This is a genomic window from Streptomyces sp. WAC04114 (genome assembly GCF_019733245.1).
GTDB classification, from domain to species: domain Bacteria; phylum Actinomycetota; class Actinomycetes; order Streptomycetales; family Streptomycetaceae; genus Streptomyces; species Streptomyces massasporeus_A.
The window spans coordinates 26,533-41,125 of the sequence record NZ_JAIGQA010000054.1; the positions used below are offsets into that span (position 1 = coordinate 26,533).

Consider the following 14,593-nt stretch of genomic DNA (forward strand, 5'->3'; position numbering starts at 1 on the left):
AGCGGCACGCCGTGCCGGGTCTCGCGACACCCCGTGCGAGATCGGACCCCGGCGTGGACGTGCGAGGCCCAGCGGGCTGCACGAGCTCGGCGACGCGGGCCGCCTTCCTTCTCGGCGTGGCCCGCCGCGCATGAGACTGGTGCAGGCCGGTCTCCGGATGAGATGAGGCACAGCCGGGCCGACCGGCCCCTGGTGATGAGTTTTCCCGCCCGCTCCCGTCACACCTACGACGGGACACGTCGAGCATGACGAGACGGAGGGATGACGTGATGAGTGCGGACACGCGGCTGGAGGAACTGGGCGTGAGCGGTCTGGGCGAGGTCGACGAGCAGACGTTCTCGGGGCTGGCGGAGCGGCACCGGCGGGAGCTGCACGTGCACTGCTACCGGATGCTCGGGTCGTTCGAGGACGCCGAGGACACTGTGCAGGAGACGTTCCTGCGTGCCTGGCGGCGGCGTGAGACCTTCGAGGGGCGCTCGACGTTCCGGGCCTGGCTGTACCGGATCGCCACCAACGCCTGCCTGGACCTGCTCGCCAAGGTCCGCCCGGAGCCCGCCACCGGCGGCGAGGTGCTGTGGCTGCAGCCCTACCCGGACCGGCTGCTCGACGAGCTGCCCGCGGGTGACGCGGACGAGCCGGAGGCCGTCGCCGTCGCGCGGGAGACGATCGAGCTGGCGTACGTCGTGGCGGTCCAGCACCTCGCGCCGCGCCCGCGGGCCGTGCTGATCCTGCGGGACGTGGTCGGCTGGCCTGCGAAGGACGTCGCCGAGTGCCTGGGCGACTCCGTCAACTCCGTGAACAGCGCGCTGCAGCGGGCCCGCGCCGGCATGCGGCAGCACCTGCCCGCCGAGCGGCAGGACTGGAGCGGCGGCGATCAGGACGCCGGGACGCGCGAGCTGGTACGGCGCTACACCGACGCCAGCGTGGCCACGGACATCGACGGGCTCACCACACTGCTGCGCGAGGACGTCCGCTGCTCGATGCCGCCCACACCGGGCCTCTACATCGGCCGCGACACCGTGGTGAACGACTGGATCACCAGCGGCTTCGTGGGCATGAAGGGTCTGCGTGCCGTCCCCACCTCCGTGAACCGGCAGCCCGCTCTCGGCTTCTACCTCTGGCAAAGGGAGGAGGGCGCGTACCTCCCGCTGACGATCGACGTCCTGCGCGTCACCGGCGGGCTGATCACGGAGATCATCACGTTCCACGACGACCAGTTCCAACGGCTCGGGCTCCCGGAGCGCCTGCCGGCGGAGGGCACGGAGTAGTCCCCGCCCGCAGGTAGCAGACGGCCACCCTCCGTAGGTGTGTTGAGGCTCGGCTGGTGCCGTGAGCGACAACGGCGTGCCCTGGCCCCGCCGAGGCTCGCCCCCTCCGTGATGAACAGCGGATTCGTCGGGGGCCGGGACGTGGTCGCCTTCTACGCCGAGAAGGACTACCAGTACGAGAAGGGGTACGTCTGCCTGGCTCCGGGAGAGCTGTGGGCCGACAACCTGACGGACAACTACTTCTACAACACGGGGAAGGTCGTGAACGACAGCATCAGGTCCCGCCGTTGGGTCACCGCGTCCGAATGCGCGGCGGGCAGCTGGCTCACTTGACCGGCGCCACAGTGTGCCGGCGACGCGCATCAGCCGCGGACGTCCCCGGGGATCCCACCGCCGGCACCCGCTGAGGGCCCGTGCTGTCGTCCGGCCGGCCGATTCATGTTCCGAGGAGCGTGCGCTTCTGTTCTTCGAATTCCGCCTCCGTGAGCACGCCCTGCTCCTTGAGCTCGCCGAGTTGCTTCAGCTGTTCGATCTTGCTGGTCATGTCGGTGGCCGCCGGAGTCGCGGGCGGTTCGGCCTGGTACGCCGGGGGCTCCTGGTAGCCCTGCTGCGCGGCCCAGCGTCCCTGCTGTCGGCGTGTCACACGGTTCGACACGGCGGTCGCGGTTCCGGCGACGACGGCGGTGCGCGCGACACCGCGGAGGAGACCTGGCATGGCTGCGTCCCTTCTGCGTGGGTGGGGGTCCGCCTAGTGGGCAGCGTCGGTCGCGTCGAGGGCGGCGACGAGGGCGGGCACCGGGATCCGCCCGGAGGCGACCATCTGGGCCCCGCCACGGCGCAGGGCGGCCGCGAAGGGGGCGGCCCACACGTTCTCGTAGACGAGGATGCCGGCGGAATTGCCGGGCTCCAGCGCGGTGGCCGCCTCCTCGAGGTCGTCCTGGCCGAGGAGCCCTGACGACGCGCCCTCGAAGACGGCCAGGTCGAGTGCGCCGTCGCCGGTGAGGTCGGCGATCTCCATACCGCTCACGGTTCCGTCGGCGTCCTTCCTGACGAACATCAGGTCCAGGATCCGGATGAGGCCGCGGTCCACGAGATCGACGAGGATGGGGAAGCCCTCGCCGGTCATCCGGTTGCCCGGGAACTCGACGACCAGGTAGTCGACGGGGCCCATCTCGCCCGCGTCTTCGAATGCGTCGCTCACGGCGTCACCTCTGGTGCTCGTGATGTCCCCCGGCAACGGCCCCCACTGCACGTTTCTTATTGCATCACCGGGCCGCGTCCGTCGCACCTCGGTACGCCGGTCACCCTCTTGGGTTCGCCCAGGTCGCGCGGTGCGCTGCGCAAAGATCTGCTGGTGGCCATGAGCGACGGCGGTGACGAAGAGCTCTCGGCCAGTGAGCACAGCGAGCTGAGTGAGCTGCGGCAGCGGGTGAACGCCCTGGAGAGTGCCGGGCCGTCCCCGACGAAGCGGCATCACCCTTTCCGCTCGTTCGGCTCGGTCCTGCTGATCCTCCTCGCCGCGCTGCTGTCGCTGCTGTCCGTGGTCGCGGTCTGGGCGAACAGCATCGTGCAGGACACGGACCGCTACGTCGACACGGTCGGGCCGCTGGCGAGAGATCCCGATGTGCAGAAGGCCGTCACCAACCGGGTCACCTCCGCCGTGCTGGCGCAGATCGACGTGGATGCGCTGGTCAAGGAGCTGACGGACGCGGCTGCGCAGCAGGGGGTCCCACCGCGGCTGAACCAGTTGCTGGGCGATCTGGACGGCCCGATCGAGAACGGGCTCAAGGAACTGGTCAGCAGCACGGTGGAGCGGGTGGTCACCAGCAGTGCCTTCGAGTCGGTCTGGGTGAACGCCAACCGCAGGGCGCACGCGGCGCTGGACAAGGCTCTGACGGGCCAGTCCGACAGCGCGGTGAAACTGGAGAACAACCAGGTCGTCATCGATCTGGGGCCGATCGTCGCCGACGTCAAGGACCGGCTCGTCGACGCCGGGTTCTCGGTCGCCGAGAAGATCCCGGCCGTGCACACGAGCTTCGTGGTGTTCGCGTCGGAGGACGTCGGCAAGATCAAGAACTACGTGAGAGTGCTGGAGATCCTCGGCGGCTGGCTGCCCGTCATCGCTCTGCTGGTCGCCGCCGCCGGGGTGTACACGGCGTTCAACCGCCGCCATGCGCTCATCGGGGCCGCCCTGGCCGTCTTCGTCGCCATGCTGGTCCTCGGAATCGGCCTCACTGTCGCCCGTGACGTCTACCTCGACAAGCTGCCACCCGGTGCGTCCCAGGCCGCCGCGGGATCCGTGTACGACGCACTGGTCAAGTTCCTGCGGGCCGGCGTGCGGGCGCTCGCCGCGCTTGCCCTCTTCACCGCCGCCGGCGCCTTTCTCTCCGGCCCGTCCCGGATCGCCGTACTCACGCGCACCGCCTGCCGCAGAAGCATCGGCGGGCTGCGCGACGTCGCGACATCGGCGGGCCTGCGTCTCGGTGCGGTCGGGCGGTTCGTCCATCGCTACAAGCGCTGGATCGGGGCGGTCATCCTCCTGATCGCAGCCGTCGTCCTGTTCACCTGGAGCTACCCGACCACCACGGTCGTGGTCTGGACCGCGGTGATCACGCTGGTGGGCTTCGCGATCCGTGAGTTCCTGGACGCTCCCTCCACACCCGCCACCGACTCACAGGCCGACGCCGCAGCACACTGACGCCTGCCCCCGCCCATTGCGCCCTGTCGAAGCCTTCGTGCTTCGTACGTGCGTTTGATGCGGCGAATCGGGGTCATCCGCATGCCAAGCCTGCCTCTCAACGGGGCGGCGCCGACAGCATCATGCGGGGACACGACGCGGGCGACGAGGGGTGAACGCGATGACCGTCGCGACACAGCAGGGTGGCGGGGGCGGATCCAGCGGCCTCTACGACGTTCTTGAACTCATTCTCGACCGTGGGCTGGTGATCGACGCGTTCGTGCGCGTCTCCCTCGTCGGCATCGAGATCCTCAAGATCGACATACGGATCGTGGTGGCCAGCGTGGACACCTACCTGCGCTTCGCCGAGGCGTGCAACCGTCTCGATCTGGAGGCAGGGCCGCGCAAACCGGCCGGGCTCACGGATCTCACCGGGAAGGTCATGGAGTCCGGTGCCCGCGGCAAGACCAAGGGAGTTCTGTCCGGCGCCGCGGAGACCATCGCCGACGCGTTCCACCAGACCCGGGAGGAAGGCCGGAATCGTCAGGCGGGACGCGGCCGCTCGTAGAGTCGTACGGCGCCTTTCGGCATGCCAGGACCAGCACCGTACGTCGCCCCACCGCCGCCACCGAAGGCCCCCGCTACCGCGCTGCGATGGCCTTGAGCCAGTCCTCGACCGTGAGGACATCTGCCCACTGCGGGAACAGCCTTTCCGTGAGCATCGTGTGCACCTCGGGGTCGGTGTCGAGGCAGGCGTCCGCCAGGACGGTGAGGCCGAAGTCCCGGTCGATGGCGTGCCACAGAGTGGACAGCACCACGGCACTGGTGGCGATGCCGGTGAGAACGAGGCTGTCGATGTCCCGCGCCCTGAGGACCAAGTCGAGGTCGCTGCCCGAGAACGCGCTTCCCCGCCTCTTGGTGACCACGACATCGCTCTCTTGGGGCGCGACGTCGTGATGGATCTCGGTGCCAGGGGCACCCTCGGCGAACAGGCCGGCCCATACCACGTTGGTGATCACCTTGTTGCGAGGGCTGACCTCTGAGTCGCCCGGCCGTAACGCCATCTTGACGTAGATCACGGTGATGCCGGCAGCCCGGGCAGCGTCGATCGCTCTGCGCAAGCGCGGCAGATATCCGGACCCGTCGTCGGCGATGGCCACGACGTCCCGCTGGACGTCCATCACCAGAAGTGCACTGTTGCCCATGCTCGCCGACCTCTTCTCCTTTGGGGAACAAGCAGAGAGTCTGGTGGGTGAGCCGAAGCGCTGTGAAGGGTTCTTGAGATCCTCTTCGGCCTCGCTCGACGTTCGTATCGACCGGCTGGTCGTTGCCCACGGCAGGCCCTACCCGCAGCCCCGTAGCAATCCCTACGCCGCGCTGGCCCTCCAGCGCCGCGACGAGTTCATCGGACGGCGCATCGACATCGCCTCCGACGAGCTCACACCGGGCCAGATCGCAAAGACCCTCACCGCGGCCACCGGCCGCCCGGTGACCCATCAAGAGGTGCCTCTGACCTACGTGCGCACCCAGTCCGCAGACCAGGCCGCCATGTTCGAGTACTTCACCACCTCCGGCCTCGACGTGGACGTCGCCGGGCTGCGCCGCGACTACCCCGAAGTCGGCTGGCACAACTTCGCTGAGTGGGCCGACACCCAGGACTGGACCACGCTCCTGGCCCCTGCGCCCGCACGTCAGTGATCTCCCGGAGGGACCGCGGCGTCACCCAGCCTCGGTAGCAGGCCTCCGCGGGGCGGCACCGGACGGGAGGAAAGACATCCAGTGCCGCGCCGTTCACCGCGTCAGGCCCTGTCGGTCAGAACCAGCCGGTGCATTCGATGCTGCCGCCCCGGCCGTTCGTGCCGCAGGCGCGCATCACCAGGCCGGCGTCGTTCCACTGGGTGGTGTACGCGTCGTTGCCCGAGGTGACGGTGGTGTAGCCCAGCATCGAGTCCCAGGTCTTCCCGCCGTCGGCACTGCGGTCCACCCAGATCTCGTCACCGACCGTGCCCCCCGTGATGCGGCCCCAGGCGCACTGGGTGGTGCCGTTGTAGCGGAGTTCCACGGTACGGCCGAAGACGGTGGTCGACTTGGCCGTCCAGGCCCCCGCCGAGTCGGGCTGAGTGCCGTCGCCGCAGGACGTGTTGTTCTCCGCGCCGGCCAAAGTCCCGCCGATCGCCGGAAAGTCACCGCAGGACGGTACGTCCTTGAGCAACGCCGGCCCCTGGACGAAGAGATTGCTGATCCAGCTGTGGTAGTCCGGCAGATACGACCAGACGTTGTTCACCATGCCGTCGACCGTGGCCCGCTCGCCCACCCGCTGGCACAGCACTCGCACCTGCACGGAGATGCCGTTGCCGTTGGTGAAGTTGGCGGGGCTGCCGGTGTTCGAGTCCTGCCGGAGATTCGGCTGGCCCCATGTCTTGTGGTACGAACCGCGGCCGTCCCAGGACCAGACCATCGGTACGGCGTCGGCGTGCGGGCGGAACGCGCCCTGGTAGCGGTCCCAGCGGGCACTGATGGAGTTGACCTGGATTTTCGCGCCGGATTCCGGTGCCTCGACCATCAGTCCGTTGCCGAGGTAGAGCGCGACGTGCGTCGGCCCGAAGCCGTCACGGCCGAAGTACATGATGTCGCCGGGCAGCAGCACGGCCGACCCTTGCGACTTCAGCAGCTTCGTGTGCGCGTACCCCGGCGCCGCGAAGGTCGCCTGCGTCGTGCGCTCCGTGATGATGTCCCGTCCGGTCGCCTTGTACCAGGCCCAGCGGACCAGGCCGATGCAGTCGAAGCTCCAGTACGTCGGGTCCGCCGCGGTCTCCGGGTAGAAGCGGTCGTATATGCCTTGGCTGGGACCGGGCATCCCCTGCGCGTGACCGCCACCCCAGGCGTACTGCTGCCCGGCGTAACGGCACGCGACCTGGACGGCCGCCTGCGCCGCCTGGCTCGCACCGGACTGCAAGGGCGCGCATCCCGTGGCGGCGGTCGCCGGAGCGGCCGAGGCGATCGGCAGGCCGAGACTCACCACCGTCACGAGCGCGGCAAGCCACAGCCGCACCCGGCGCCCCCATGGCCGCTGGCTCCGCCCCGCTCTCCCCGCTGCCCATGATCTGCGCACTCTGTCCACGGCACTCCCCCTGGTCTCGACGGTCTCCCGCGAACGTACGCACTCTCGCGCCCACCGGGTCCTGACATCTGTCAGGACCTGCCACGCCCACCCGCTCCATAAGGTCTCGGGTCATCACCCGATCTCACAGCGGAGGAATCACCGACCATGCGCACCCAACTGAGACGCGCCGCCGCACTGGCCTTCGCGAGCGTCACCGCGGTCGTCGTGGCGACGGGCACCGCACAGGCCAAGCCGGCCGACACCTGGGCAGGTTGCCCGTACGGCGCCGTCTGCATCTACCCGCAGAACCAGAACCCGGCCGTGTCGCCGAGCCACATCTACTGGACCTACGGCGCCCACAACCTCAGCAATCAGGTGGGCAACCACTGGGTGCTGAACAACCAGTACGACGGCGCGGTGGTCGAGCTGTGCCTCAGCTACAACGCGAACGACTGCACGTCGTCGATTCCGGAGGGACACGGCGAGTACCGAGACCTGACGCCCATCAACTCGCTGCATCTGAGGCCGCACTACAACTAAAGGGACGGCCGTCGCCTGCGCGAGGGTGAGGCCAGGTTCGAAGCCTCCCCCCGGCTGCCGGGGGGAGCCTTCGTCACGTCGCAAGACCGCCCCCGTGGCCGACCGGTTCACCACCTCGCGCGCAGCACCTCGTCCCTGTCGGGCAGAGCAACTCGGAACAGTGGGTGGCATCCGTCGACGGCCAGGGGCAGGAAGCAGGCCGCCCTGGCGCCCGCCACCAAAGTGGTGAGCTGTTGGTGGTGGGCCGCGTCGACGGTCACATGGCGGATCGTTCCGCTCGGCGCCTCCCAGACGAAGTCCACGGATTCGTCCTCGGGCAGCTCGGCAAGGACCGCATCGACATCAGGGGTGAGGTCGGGCCAGAAGGTCAGGAGCGCGCGTGGGCCGAGCGCGGCGCGCACGGTTTCGAGGTTGGTCTCGGTGAGGCGGTGCCAGCGGGTGGCGTTGCGGACGTAGGTCTCCTCCAGGAGGAGCGTCCGCGACGCGCCCAGTGCTGCGCGTATGCGGTCCCAGAACTCCGCGTCCGCAGCCTGTGTCACCTCGGGCTCCTCAAGATCTGCGGCATAGGGCGAGGCCGTGATCGGTTCCGCGAACAGGCCGAGCTCGCGGGTCCGGGCGACGGCTGCTTCGCAGGGCCGGTCGTGGCCGACGTACTGGTACTGATCCCACCCGACGTGCACGGTGAACGTGTCCTGCTGCTCCAGCCGGCACCAAACGCCCTGGTCGCGGAGCATGGCCCGGACCAGCTCCAGCGCGACCGGCACCGAGACCTCGGCACCGTCGTGGTAGCCGGTGAGGTCGGGCGGGACCAGTCCCGCGAGGCCGTGTCCGTCGATCGGTGACTCCAGGCCGAAGTTGACGAAGCCGGTGACCTCCGGTTCACGGATCTCCAGCCGCTCGACGCCCGATTCCTGCGCGAAGGCGACGATCGCCTCCAAGTAGGCCCCCTCGACCGGCCCATGGTCGCTCACCGTGTCCTCAGCGCCGTTGTAGTGCCCCCGCTCGTCGCGGTCGGCGGGGTCGTACTTGGATATCCGGTGGACGAAGGCCGGCGGCACGCTGCTCCCTGGACTGCTGGACTGCTGGACTGCTGGGCTGTTGGTGAGGGGGATGTCAGCGTAGTTCGTGACAACCGCCTGTCGGGAGTCTGCCGCGACCTCCACCGTCGGCTCCCGGCGGTCGGAGAAGGGTGCCGGCTGTTGCGCCGCAGAAGACCACGCAGGCGTACGGCACCTGAGGCGGCGGCGTGAACCCGTTCACCGCGACTCGGCAAGTACAGGGTGTGAGCACCCACCCTCTCCCATACACCCACCGACCTCACCAGCGGACGGACCGTCCATGACCGACCTGGCCGGCGGCGACGCCGAGCTCATCGCAGCCTCACTCGAGGAACCCGAGCGTTTCGCGGCGCTCTTCGACCGTCACGCCCCCGCGATCCACCAGTACGTCGCCCGGCGGCTGGGCCGGGACGCGGCTGACGACGTGACCGCCGAGACGTTTCTGACGGCCTTCCGGATACGGGCCCGCTTCGATCCGGCCCGCGCCGGTGTGCGGCCGTGGCTGTACGGCATCGCCGCCAAGCAGATCGGGCGGCACCGCCGGCAGGAGGTCCAGGCGCTGAAGCTGCTCGCCCGCACCGGCCACGACCCGGTCGCCGACAGCTGGACCGACTCCGCCGACGACCGTCTCGCCGCCGAGGCCGCCGTCCGGCCCCTGGCCGGGGCGCTGGCCCGTCTCTCCGCGGGCGACCGGCACGTCCTGCTGCTCTTCGCCTGGGCCGACTTCGGCTACCAGGAAATCGCCGAAGCCCTCGGCATTCCGGTCGGGACCGTCCGCTCCCGCCTCAACCGGGCCCGCCGCAAACTGCGCACCGCGGCCGGCAGCCCTCTCATCGAAGCTCGCATACACGAAGGTGACCCCGCATGAACGAGCTCTCCGAATTCCGCGGCCTGCGCGCTGACGCACCCCTTCCCGACGCCGACCGCCTCGCCGCACCGCGGGCCCGGCTCACCGCGGCGCTGCGGCAGGAAACCCGGCCTGAGCGCACCGCGCCTCCCGGGCGCCGGAAGATTCTGATCGGCGCCGCCACCGCAGGGACCCTCGCCATCACCGCCGGGATCGTCGCGACCCTGCCCGAAGACCACACCCGCGCCTCCGCCATGAAAGGCCCCCAGGTGCTGTCGGCAGGGGCCTCCGCCGACGCCCTCGAACTGGCCGCCACGACCGTCGAGAAGCACAACGGAACCGAACCCGGCCCGAAGCAGTGGGTGTACGAAAAGAGCACCGCCTTCGGCCAGGGCAAGCCCCGCAGCAGCGAGGAGTGGACCCGCTGGGACGGCACCGGGCACGCCAATCTCCCCGGCATCCCCTCGGCCGGCGACATCTCCGACTTCGACCCGAACAAACTCCAGGTCTGGTACGGCCCCAACCAGGAGGAGAGGTGGAAGAAGGAGGGCTACGACGACCGCTCCCAGCGGCAGTTCTACCGTTTCCTCGCCACCCTGCCGAGCGACCCGGACCGCATGATGAAGCGCATCCGCGAGGAACACGCGATCGGTTCGATCAAGGGGGAGACGCGTGCCCAACGCGACTGGCGGGAGATCGACGTCCTGTACCGGTCGGTGCTGATCCCGCCCAACGTCCAGGCAGGCCTGTTCCGGGCTCTCGCGAAGATCCCCGGCACCCGGGTGACGACCGGCGTGAAGGACCCGCTCGGCCGCGCGGCGATCGGCGTGAGCGTGACCTACGCCGACAAGACGCCCGCGGGCTGGCAGGGCAAGCAGGAGATCTTCTTCGACCCCGAGAGCTACGCCTACCTCGGCCAGACCCGGGACGACGGGGAGATGGTCAGCGCCCGCGCCGCCTGGGGCGTCGTCAACAAGCCCGGCGCCCGCCCCTGAGCACCCCGAGAGGGATGCCGGCCAGGATGTGCTGACCTGACGCGTGCTCCGCCTTGCGAGCGCGCTATGCAAGACGGTTCCGATACCGTGAGGCTTCAGGGGTGATTGCGGGCGAGGGCGGTGAGAACGCGCCGGGTCTTGTTCTCGGGATTCTCGGAGATCACGACTCCCCGGTCCTGGACGGCGGATTCGAGCTTCTTCTGTTTGCGTTCGGCCCGCTCCTCGAACTCGTGGGATTCTTCACCGCGTTTGGGCTTGACGCGGATCGACAGTTCGAGGAAGTCCAGGTCGAGGACGGTCCATCGCTCGAAGTCGACTTCCAGATCGTCGAGCGGCACGTTGTTGAGCTTCGTTGAGGCGATCGGGCCCAGTGCGTCAAGTCCGGTGATGCGTACGGCGTGTGCGCATTCCTGGAGAAACCGCAATTGCAGGGTGTCGAGGGGCGCTGCGGCATCGGCTCCGGGTGCCACGGCGTGCAGAAGTGCCCCCTGAGGGTGGGTGCGTGTGGCGGATGCGGAGAGTGCTCGGCGCATTCCCGACCAGTCCTCCTCGATCTTGTACTCGAATGACTCCTTGTCGAACGGGGCGGAGAACCGGCCGGACAACTGTTCCGTGGTGCACGGACGCAACTTGACGGTCAGCTCGTCGGGGGTGTCACCGCTTCTGAACCTGACGATCACACCGCTGTCGAGCAGGAGCCGGCCGTCCGCAATACCCTGCCGATTCTCGGCGAACCAGATGAGGCGCTTCTGGGCCTGGTCGCCCTGCGTCCGGTCCAACGCCGAGAGGGCAGCATCGATATTGCCGTCGATATTGATCTTGATCTCGATCGGAAAATTCATCACACTCGCTCCGTCACGCTTTCGTCGATATACGGCAGTCGTGAACGACTTGAGTGGCTGTCGCATGGGCGTGGAATGACCGTCTCCGGCTACCGGCGCGGCCGCGACGCTCCCGGCGCCGGCCCAATCGTGCCACGGGGGCGTACGCGGCGCCGCGCCCGGTGATGGCGATGTACGGCTGATCCAACTTGGTGCTCCCGGCGGGGGAGCGCTGCCGGTGGACCTGTGTCCATTGTCCCGCCGGGCCGCGCGTCGAGCGAATTGATGAAGTCACGGGTGGTTGATGCATCAACGGGGCAGCGCCTTCGAGTTGCGCCATTGTTCCCCTCGGAAGCACGCCCAGCGAGGACGGAGCGCACCGAGCCGTGAGATCAGCGGGCCTACAGCAAATGACGCGGCAACAGGCACATGCCTACGTCTCTCAGCGCGGCGGAGCTTACGGTTTGTGGGTTACCCAGAGCAGTTCCGCCGGCCAGCGGTGGGCCCAGTCGGGTGGGTCGGTTTCGTTGTAGCCATTGCGTGTTCCGATGTCCGGCCGCGGCTCGATGAGGTCGTCGATGATGAGACCCGCGCCGCGCAGGACCCTGACCCAGTCGCCGTAGGTGAGTTGATAGCTGGTCGCGCCGTCGTCTTCGGCGATGGTGTTCAGCCCGAAGTAGTCCTGTTGCAGCGACGTGGTCACGCGGCCGGCGGCTTCGTCGTAGCAAGCCTCGAACCATGGGCTGGCGACGTTGAACACCAGGCGACCGCCTCGGCGCAAGACGCGTGCGGCCTGCGGGACGGCCAGGTGCGGGGGCGCCCAGCTGAGCCCACCGAAGTCGCAGAACACCAGGTCGAAGCTGTCGGCGGCGAAGGGGAGTTGTTCGGCGGCGCCTTGCACCAGCGAGTACCGGGCCACTCCCATCGCGCGGGCTGCTGCGGCGAGTTGGGCTTCGGACGGGTCGATGCCGACCACGGTGGCGCCCTCGGCGGCGAGCGCACTGGACCACTGGCCGGCGCCGCAGCCGAGTTCGAGGACGCGCTTGCCGGCGACGTCGCCCAAGGCGTGCAGGTGGGCGTCGGGGATGGAGTACATGCCCCATAGCCGGGGTGTGGCGCCGATCTGCGGGTCGTGCCGGTGCTGGTAGGCGCTGCTGATCTGATTCCAGAACCGCCGGTTGGCGGGGATGCTGTCCACGTGCCGACTCCAGCATTGCCTGCCGCAGGGGTCAACACGATTGGGGCGCCGGTCGGCCCTCGCCTCGATCCTGACCTGGGTCGGCTCATGATCCGCCGGACGAGCCCCATGGCAGGTTCCTGGACACGACTGCACGCGCACCTCGGCGCTCGGCTGGTTCTCAGGGACTCGGCGCGGTCAGGTACCGCTGGATCGTCGGTGCCAGCCATGCCACGATCTCTGCCCGCGTCAGCCCCATCGCAGGCGGTATCCGCAGTACGTATCGCGTGAGCGCCAGTCCCAGAAGCTGCGATGCCATGAGTGCCGCCCGCGCCGGAACCTGCTCCGGGTCAGGGCATACCTGCCGGGCGACCGGCAGGAGCTGCTCCCGCAGGATCTTCTGCATGCGTTCAGCTCCGGCCTGGTTGGTCACGCCGACCCGCAGTAGGGCGGTGAGGACCTCGTTGTTCTCCCACATGTCGAGGAAGTGCTCGACGAGGATCCGCCCCACGTCCTGCCGGCGGTCCGCATTGCTCACGTCCGGCAGCCGCAGGTCGATGGCGACGGCCGCTGCGAAGAGACCCTCTTTGTTGCCGTAGTACCGCATCACCATCGACGGATCGATGTTCGCGTCCTTGGCGATGGCGCGGATGGTGGCTCGCTCGTAGCCGTCGGTCGCGAAGCGCTCGCGGGCGGCCGCGAGGATCGCGCCACGGGTGGCGTCGGAGCGGCGGGGGGCGCCGGCGCCGGCGCCCGACGAGAGGGTCTCACTGCCGTTCATGCCAACGAGCGTAGGTCAACGGGCGTAGGTCAACAAGTGTTCGCCAACAACCGTTGACGTTCCCTCGATGCGTCGCTACCTTTGTCAACAAGCGTTGGCCAACAGGTGTTGGCCAGCCGTCGAGGGTAAGCAAGCGTTGGCAACGGGAGGCCACGATGAACGGCACCGCCATCCACCGCACCGTGATCGTCGTCGGCTCCGGCCCCACCGGCCTGCTCCTCGCCGGTGATCTCGCCACAGCCGGCGTCAACGTCACGCTCGTCGAGAAGCGGCCGCGCAAGATCAGCAACCTCTCTCGCGCCTTCGGAGTGCATGCCCGCACGCTGGAGCAGCTCGACGCCCGCGGCCTCGCCGACGAACTCCTCACCACCGGCGACACCATCACCGGCCTGCGGCTCTTCCGCCGCCTCTCTCTTGATCTGAGCACGCTGCCCTCGCGCTTTCCGTTCCTGCTCATCACCCCGCAGTACGAGGTTGAGCGGCTCCTGGAGCGGCGGGCCCAGGAGGCCGGGGTCGAGTTCGCGTACGAGAGCGAGGTCGTGGGGTTGCGGCAGGACGACGAGGGGGTCGACCTCGACGTGCGCGGCGTGGACGGAGCGGTCGTCACCCGCCGGGCGGCCTACGTCATCGGCGCCGACGGTCACCGGAGCGCCGTGCGGGAGGCGATCGGTCTGGACTTCCCCGGTGTCTCCGTCATCAAGTCGCTGATCCTGGCCGATGTCCGGCTGGCCGAGAAGCCCGAGGGCGTCCTCACCGTCAACGGCCGCGGCGACGCCTTCGCGATGATCGCCTCTTTCGGCGACGGCTGGTACCGGGTCATGGGCTGGAACCGCCGCAACGAGGTTTCCGACGACGCTCCGCTCGACCTCGACGAGGTCAAGGAGATCACCCGCCGCGCCCTCGGCACCGACTACGGCATGCACGACGCCCGCTGGCTCTCCCGTTTCCACAGTGACGAGCGCCAGGCACCGCACTACCGGGTCGGGCGGGTCTTCCTCGCCGGGGACGCCGCGCACATCCACTCACCGGCCGGCGGGCAGGGCATGAACACCGGTCTCCAGGATGCCGCCAACCTGGGCTGGAAGCTGGCCGCGGCCGTGCAGGGCCGGGCGCCCGAAGGGCTCCTCGACAGCTACGAGGCAGAGCGCCACCCGGTCGGCAGGGCGGTGCTGCGCAGCAGTGGCGGACTGGTCCGTCTGGCCCGCGCGCGCAATCCGCTGCTGCGCGCCGCCCGCGCCCTGGTCTCGGCGTTCGCCGACATGGCCCCGCCCGTCCAACGCAAGGCCCTGGGGCAGATCACCGGGATCGGCTACGCCTATCCCGCCC

General features: G+C 69.1%; 17 protein-coding genes. 9 read left to right on the top strand and 8 right to left on the bottom strand.

The window, feature by feature from the left end; genetic code table 11:
• Positions 1–269 precede the first annotated feature (269 nt).
• Together K4G64_RS16830 and K4G64_RS16835 are read left to right on the top strand one after the other, a co-directional pair.
• Entirely contained in the window at positions 270–1,268 is a 999-nt protein-coding gene (locus K4G64_RS16830; protein WP_221756850.1) for an RNA polymerase subunit sigma-70, read from the top strand.
• A 111-nt stretch (positions 1,269–1,379) separates the two neighbouring features.
• Entirely contained in the window at positions 1,380–1,601 is a 222-nt protein-coding gene (locus K4G64_RS16835; protein WP_221756851.1) for a hypothetical protein, read from the top strand.
• Between the two features lie 103 nt (positions 1,602–1,704).
• On the opposite strand, the gene K4G64_RS16840 is transcribed toward K4G64_RS16835, so the two are convergent.
• Both K4G64_RS16840 and K4G64_RS16845 read right to left on the bottom strand, forming a co-directional pair.
• Positions 1,705–1,983 (bottom strand): SHOCT domain-containing protein, encoded by a 279-nt coding sequence (locus tag K4G64_RS16840; protein WP_221756852.1) that lies wholly within the window; start codon positions 1,981–1,983, stop codon positions 1,705–1,707.
• Positions 1,984–2,016: 33 nt separating this feature from the next.
• Positions 2,017–2,439, bottom strand: coding sequence for a DUF6325 family protein (locus K4G64_RS16845; protein ID WP_221756869.1), 423 nt, complete (start codon positions 2,437–2,439; stop codon positions 2,017–2,019).
• Positions 2,440–2,628: 189 nt separating this feature from the next.
• On the opposite strand from K4G64_RS16845, the gene K4G64_RS16850 reads away from it, so the two are divergent.
• On the top strand, positions 2,629–3,966 hold the full coding sequence (locus K4G64_RS16850; RefSeq protein ID WP_260460548.1) for a hypothetical protein: 1,338 nt from the start codon (positions 2,629–2,631) through the stop codon (positions 3,964–3,966).
• Positions 3,967–4,126: 160 nt separating this feature from the next.
• Entirely contained in the window at positions 4,127–4,513 is a 387-nt protein-coding gene (locus K4G64_RS16855; protein WP_221756853.1) for a gas vesicle structural protein GvpA, read from the top strand.
• A 73-nt stretch (positions 4,514–4,586) separates the two neighbouring features.
• Here K4G64_RS16855 and K4G64_RS16860 read toward each other — a convergent pair whose 3' ends face one another.
• Complete coding sequence (locus K4G64_RS16860; RefSeq protein ID WP_221756854.1) at positions 4,587–5,150, bottom strand: cysteine hydrolase family protein; 564 nt, start codon at positions 5,148–5,150, stop codon at positions 4,587–4,589.
• 73 nt (positions 5,151–5,223) lie between these two features.
• Here K4G64_RS16860 and K4G64_RS16865 point away from each other — a divergent pair, with 73 nt between their 5' ends.
• Positions 5,224–5,643, top strand: a complete 420-nt coding sequence (locus tag K4G64_RS16865) for a hypothetical protein (RefSeq protein WP_221756855.1) — start codon at positions 5,224–5,226, stop codon at positions 5,641–5,643.
• A gap of 115 nt (positions 5,644–5,758) precedes the next feature.
• On the opposite strand, the gene K4G64_RS16870 is transcribed toward K4G64_RS16865, so the two are convergent.
• Positions 5,759–6,997 (bottom strand): NlpC/P60 family protein, encoded by a 1,239-nt coding sequence (locus K4G64_RS16870; protein ID WP_221756856.1) that lies wholly within the window; start codon positions 6,995–6,997, stop codon positions 5,759–5,761.
• 216 nt (positions 6,998–7,213) lie between these two features.
• Between K4G64_RS16870 and K4G64_RS16875 the strand changes: the two genes are divergently transcribed.
• Positions 7,214–7,588, top strand: a complete 375-nt coding sequence (locus tag K4G64_RS16875) for a hypothetical protein (RefSeq protein ID WP_221756857.1) — start codon at positions 7,214–7,216, stop codon at positions 7,586–7,588.
• 107 nt (positions 7,589–7,695) lie between these two features.
• Here the strand turns inward: K4G64_RS16875 and K4G64_RS16880 are convergent, their stop codons facing one another.
• A complete protein-coding gene (locus K4G64_RS16880; RefSeq protein ID WP_221756858.1) occupies positions 7,696–8,646 on the bottom strand; it encodes an RNA-binding protein in 951 nt (316 codons plus the stop codon).
• Positions 8,647–8,926: 280 nt separating this feature from the next.
• Here K4G64_RS16880 and K4G64_RS16885 point away from each other — a divergent pair, with 280 nt between their 5' ends.
• A complete protein-coding gene (locus K4G64_RS16885; protein WP_221756859.1) occupies positions 8,927–9,514 on the top strand; it encodes an RNA polymerase sigma factor in 588 nt (195 codons plus the stop codon).
• Positions 9,511–10,488 (top strand): CU044_5270 family protein, encoded by a 978-nt coding sequence (locus K4G64_RS16890; protein ID WP_221756860.1) that lies wholly within the window; start codon positions 9,511–9,513, stop codon positions 10,486–10,488. Before K4G64_RS16885 ends, K4G64_RS16890 begins: the two co-directional genes overlap by 4 nt.
• Before the next feature lie 95 nt (positions 10,489–10,583).
• Here K4G64_RS16890 and K4G64_RS16895 read toward each other — a convergent pair whose 3' ends face one another.
• From K4G64_RS16895 to K4G64_RS16905, 3 genes are all read right to left on the bottom strand, one after another.
• Positions 10,584–11,330 (bottom strand): hypothetical protein, encoded by a 747-nt coding sequence (locus K4G64_RS16895; RefSeq protein WP_260460549.1) that lies wholly within the window; start codon positions 11,328–11,330, stop codon positions 10,584–10,586.
• Between the two features lie 436 nt (positions 11,331–11,766).
• Complete coding sequence (locus tag K4G64_RS16900; RefSeq protein ID WP_221756862.1) at positions 11,767–12,507, bottom strand: methyltransferase domain-containing protein; 741 nt, start codon at positions 12,505–12,507, stop codon at positions 11,767–11,769.
• Positions 12,508–12,667: 160 nt separating this feature from the next.
• Entirely contained in the window at positions 12,668–13,267 is a 600-nt protein-coding gene (locus tag K4G64_RS16905) for a TetR family transcriptional regulator (RefSeq protein ID WP_221756863.1), read from the bottom strand.
• Between the two features lie 155 nt (positions 13,268–13,422).
• On the opposite strand from K4G64_RS16905, the gene K4G64_RS16910 reads away from it, so the two are divergent.
• Positions 13,423–14,593 (top strand): FAD-dependent monooxygenase (locus tag K4G64_RS16910; RefSeq protein WP_221756864.1); only part of this gene is annotated, 1,171 nt, incomplete at its 3' end.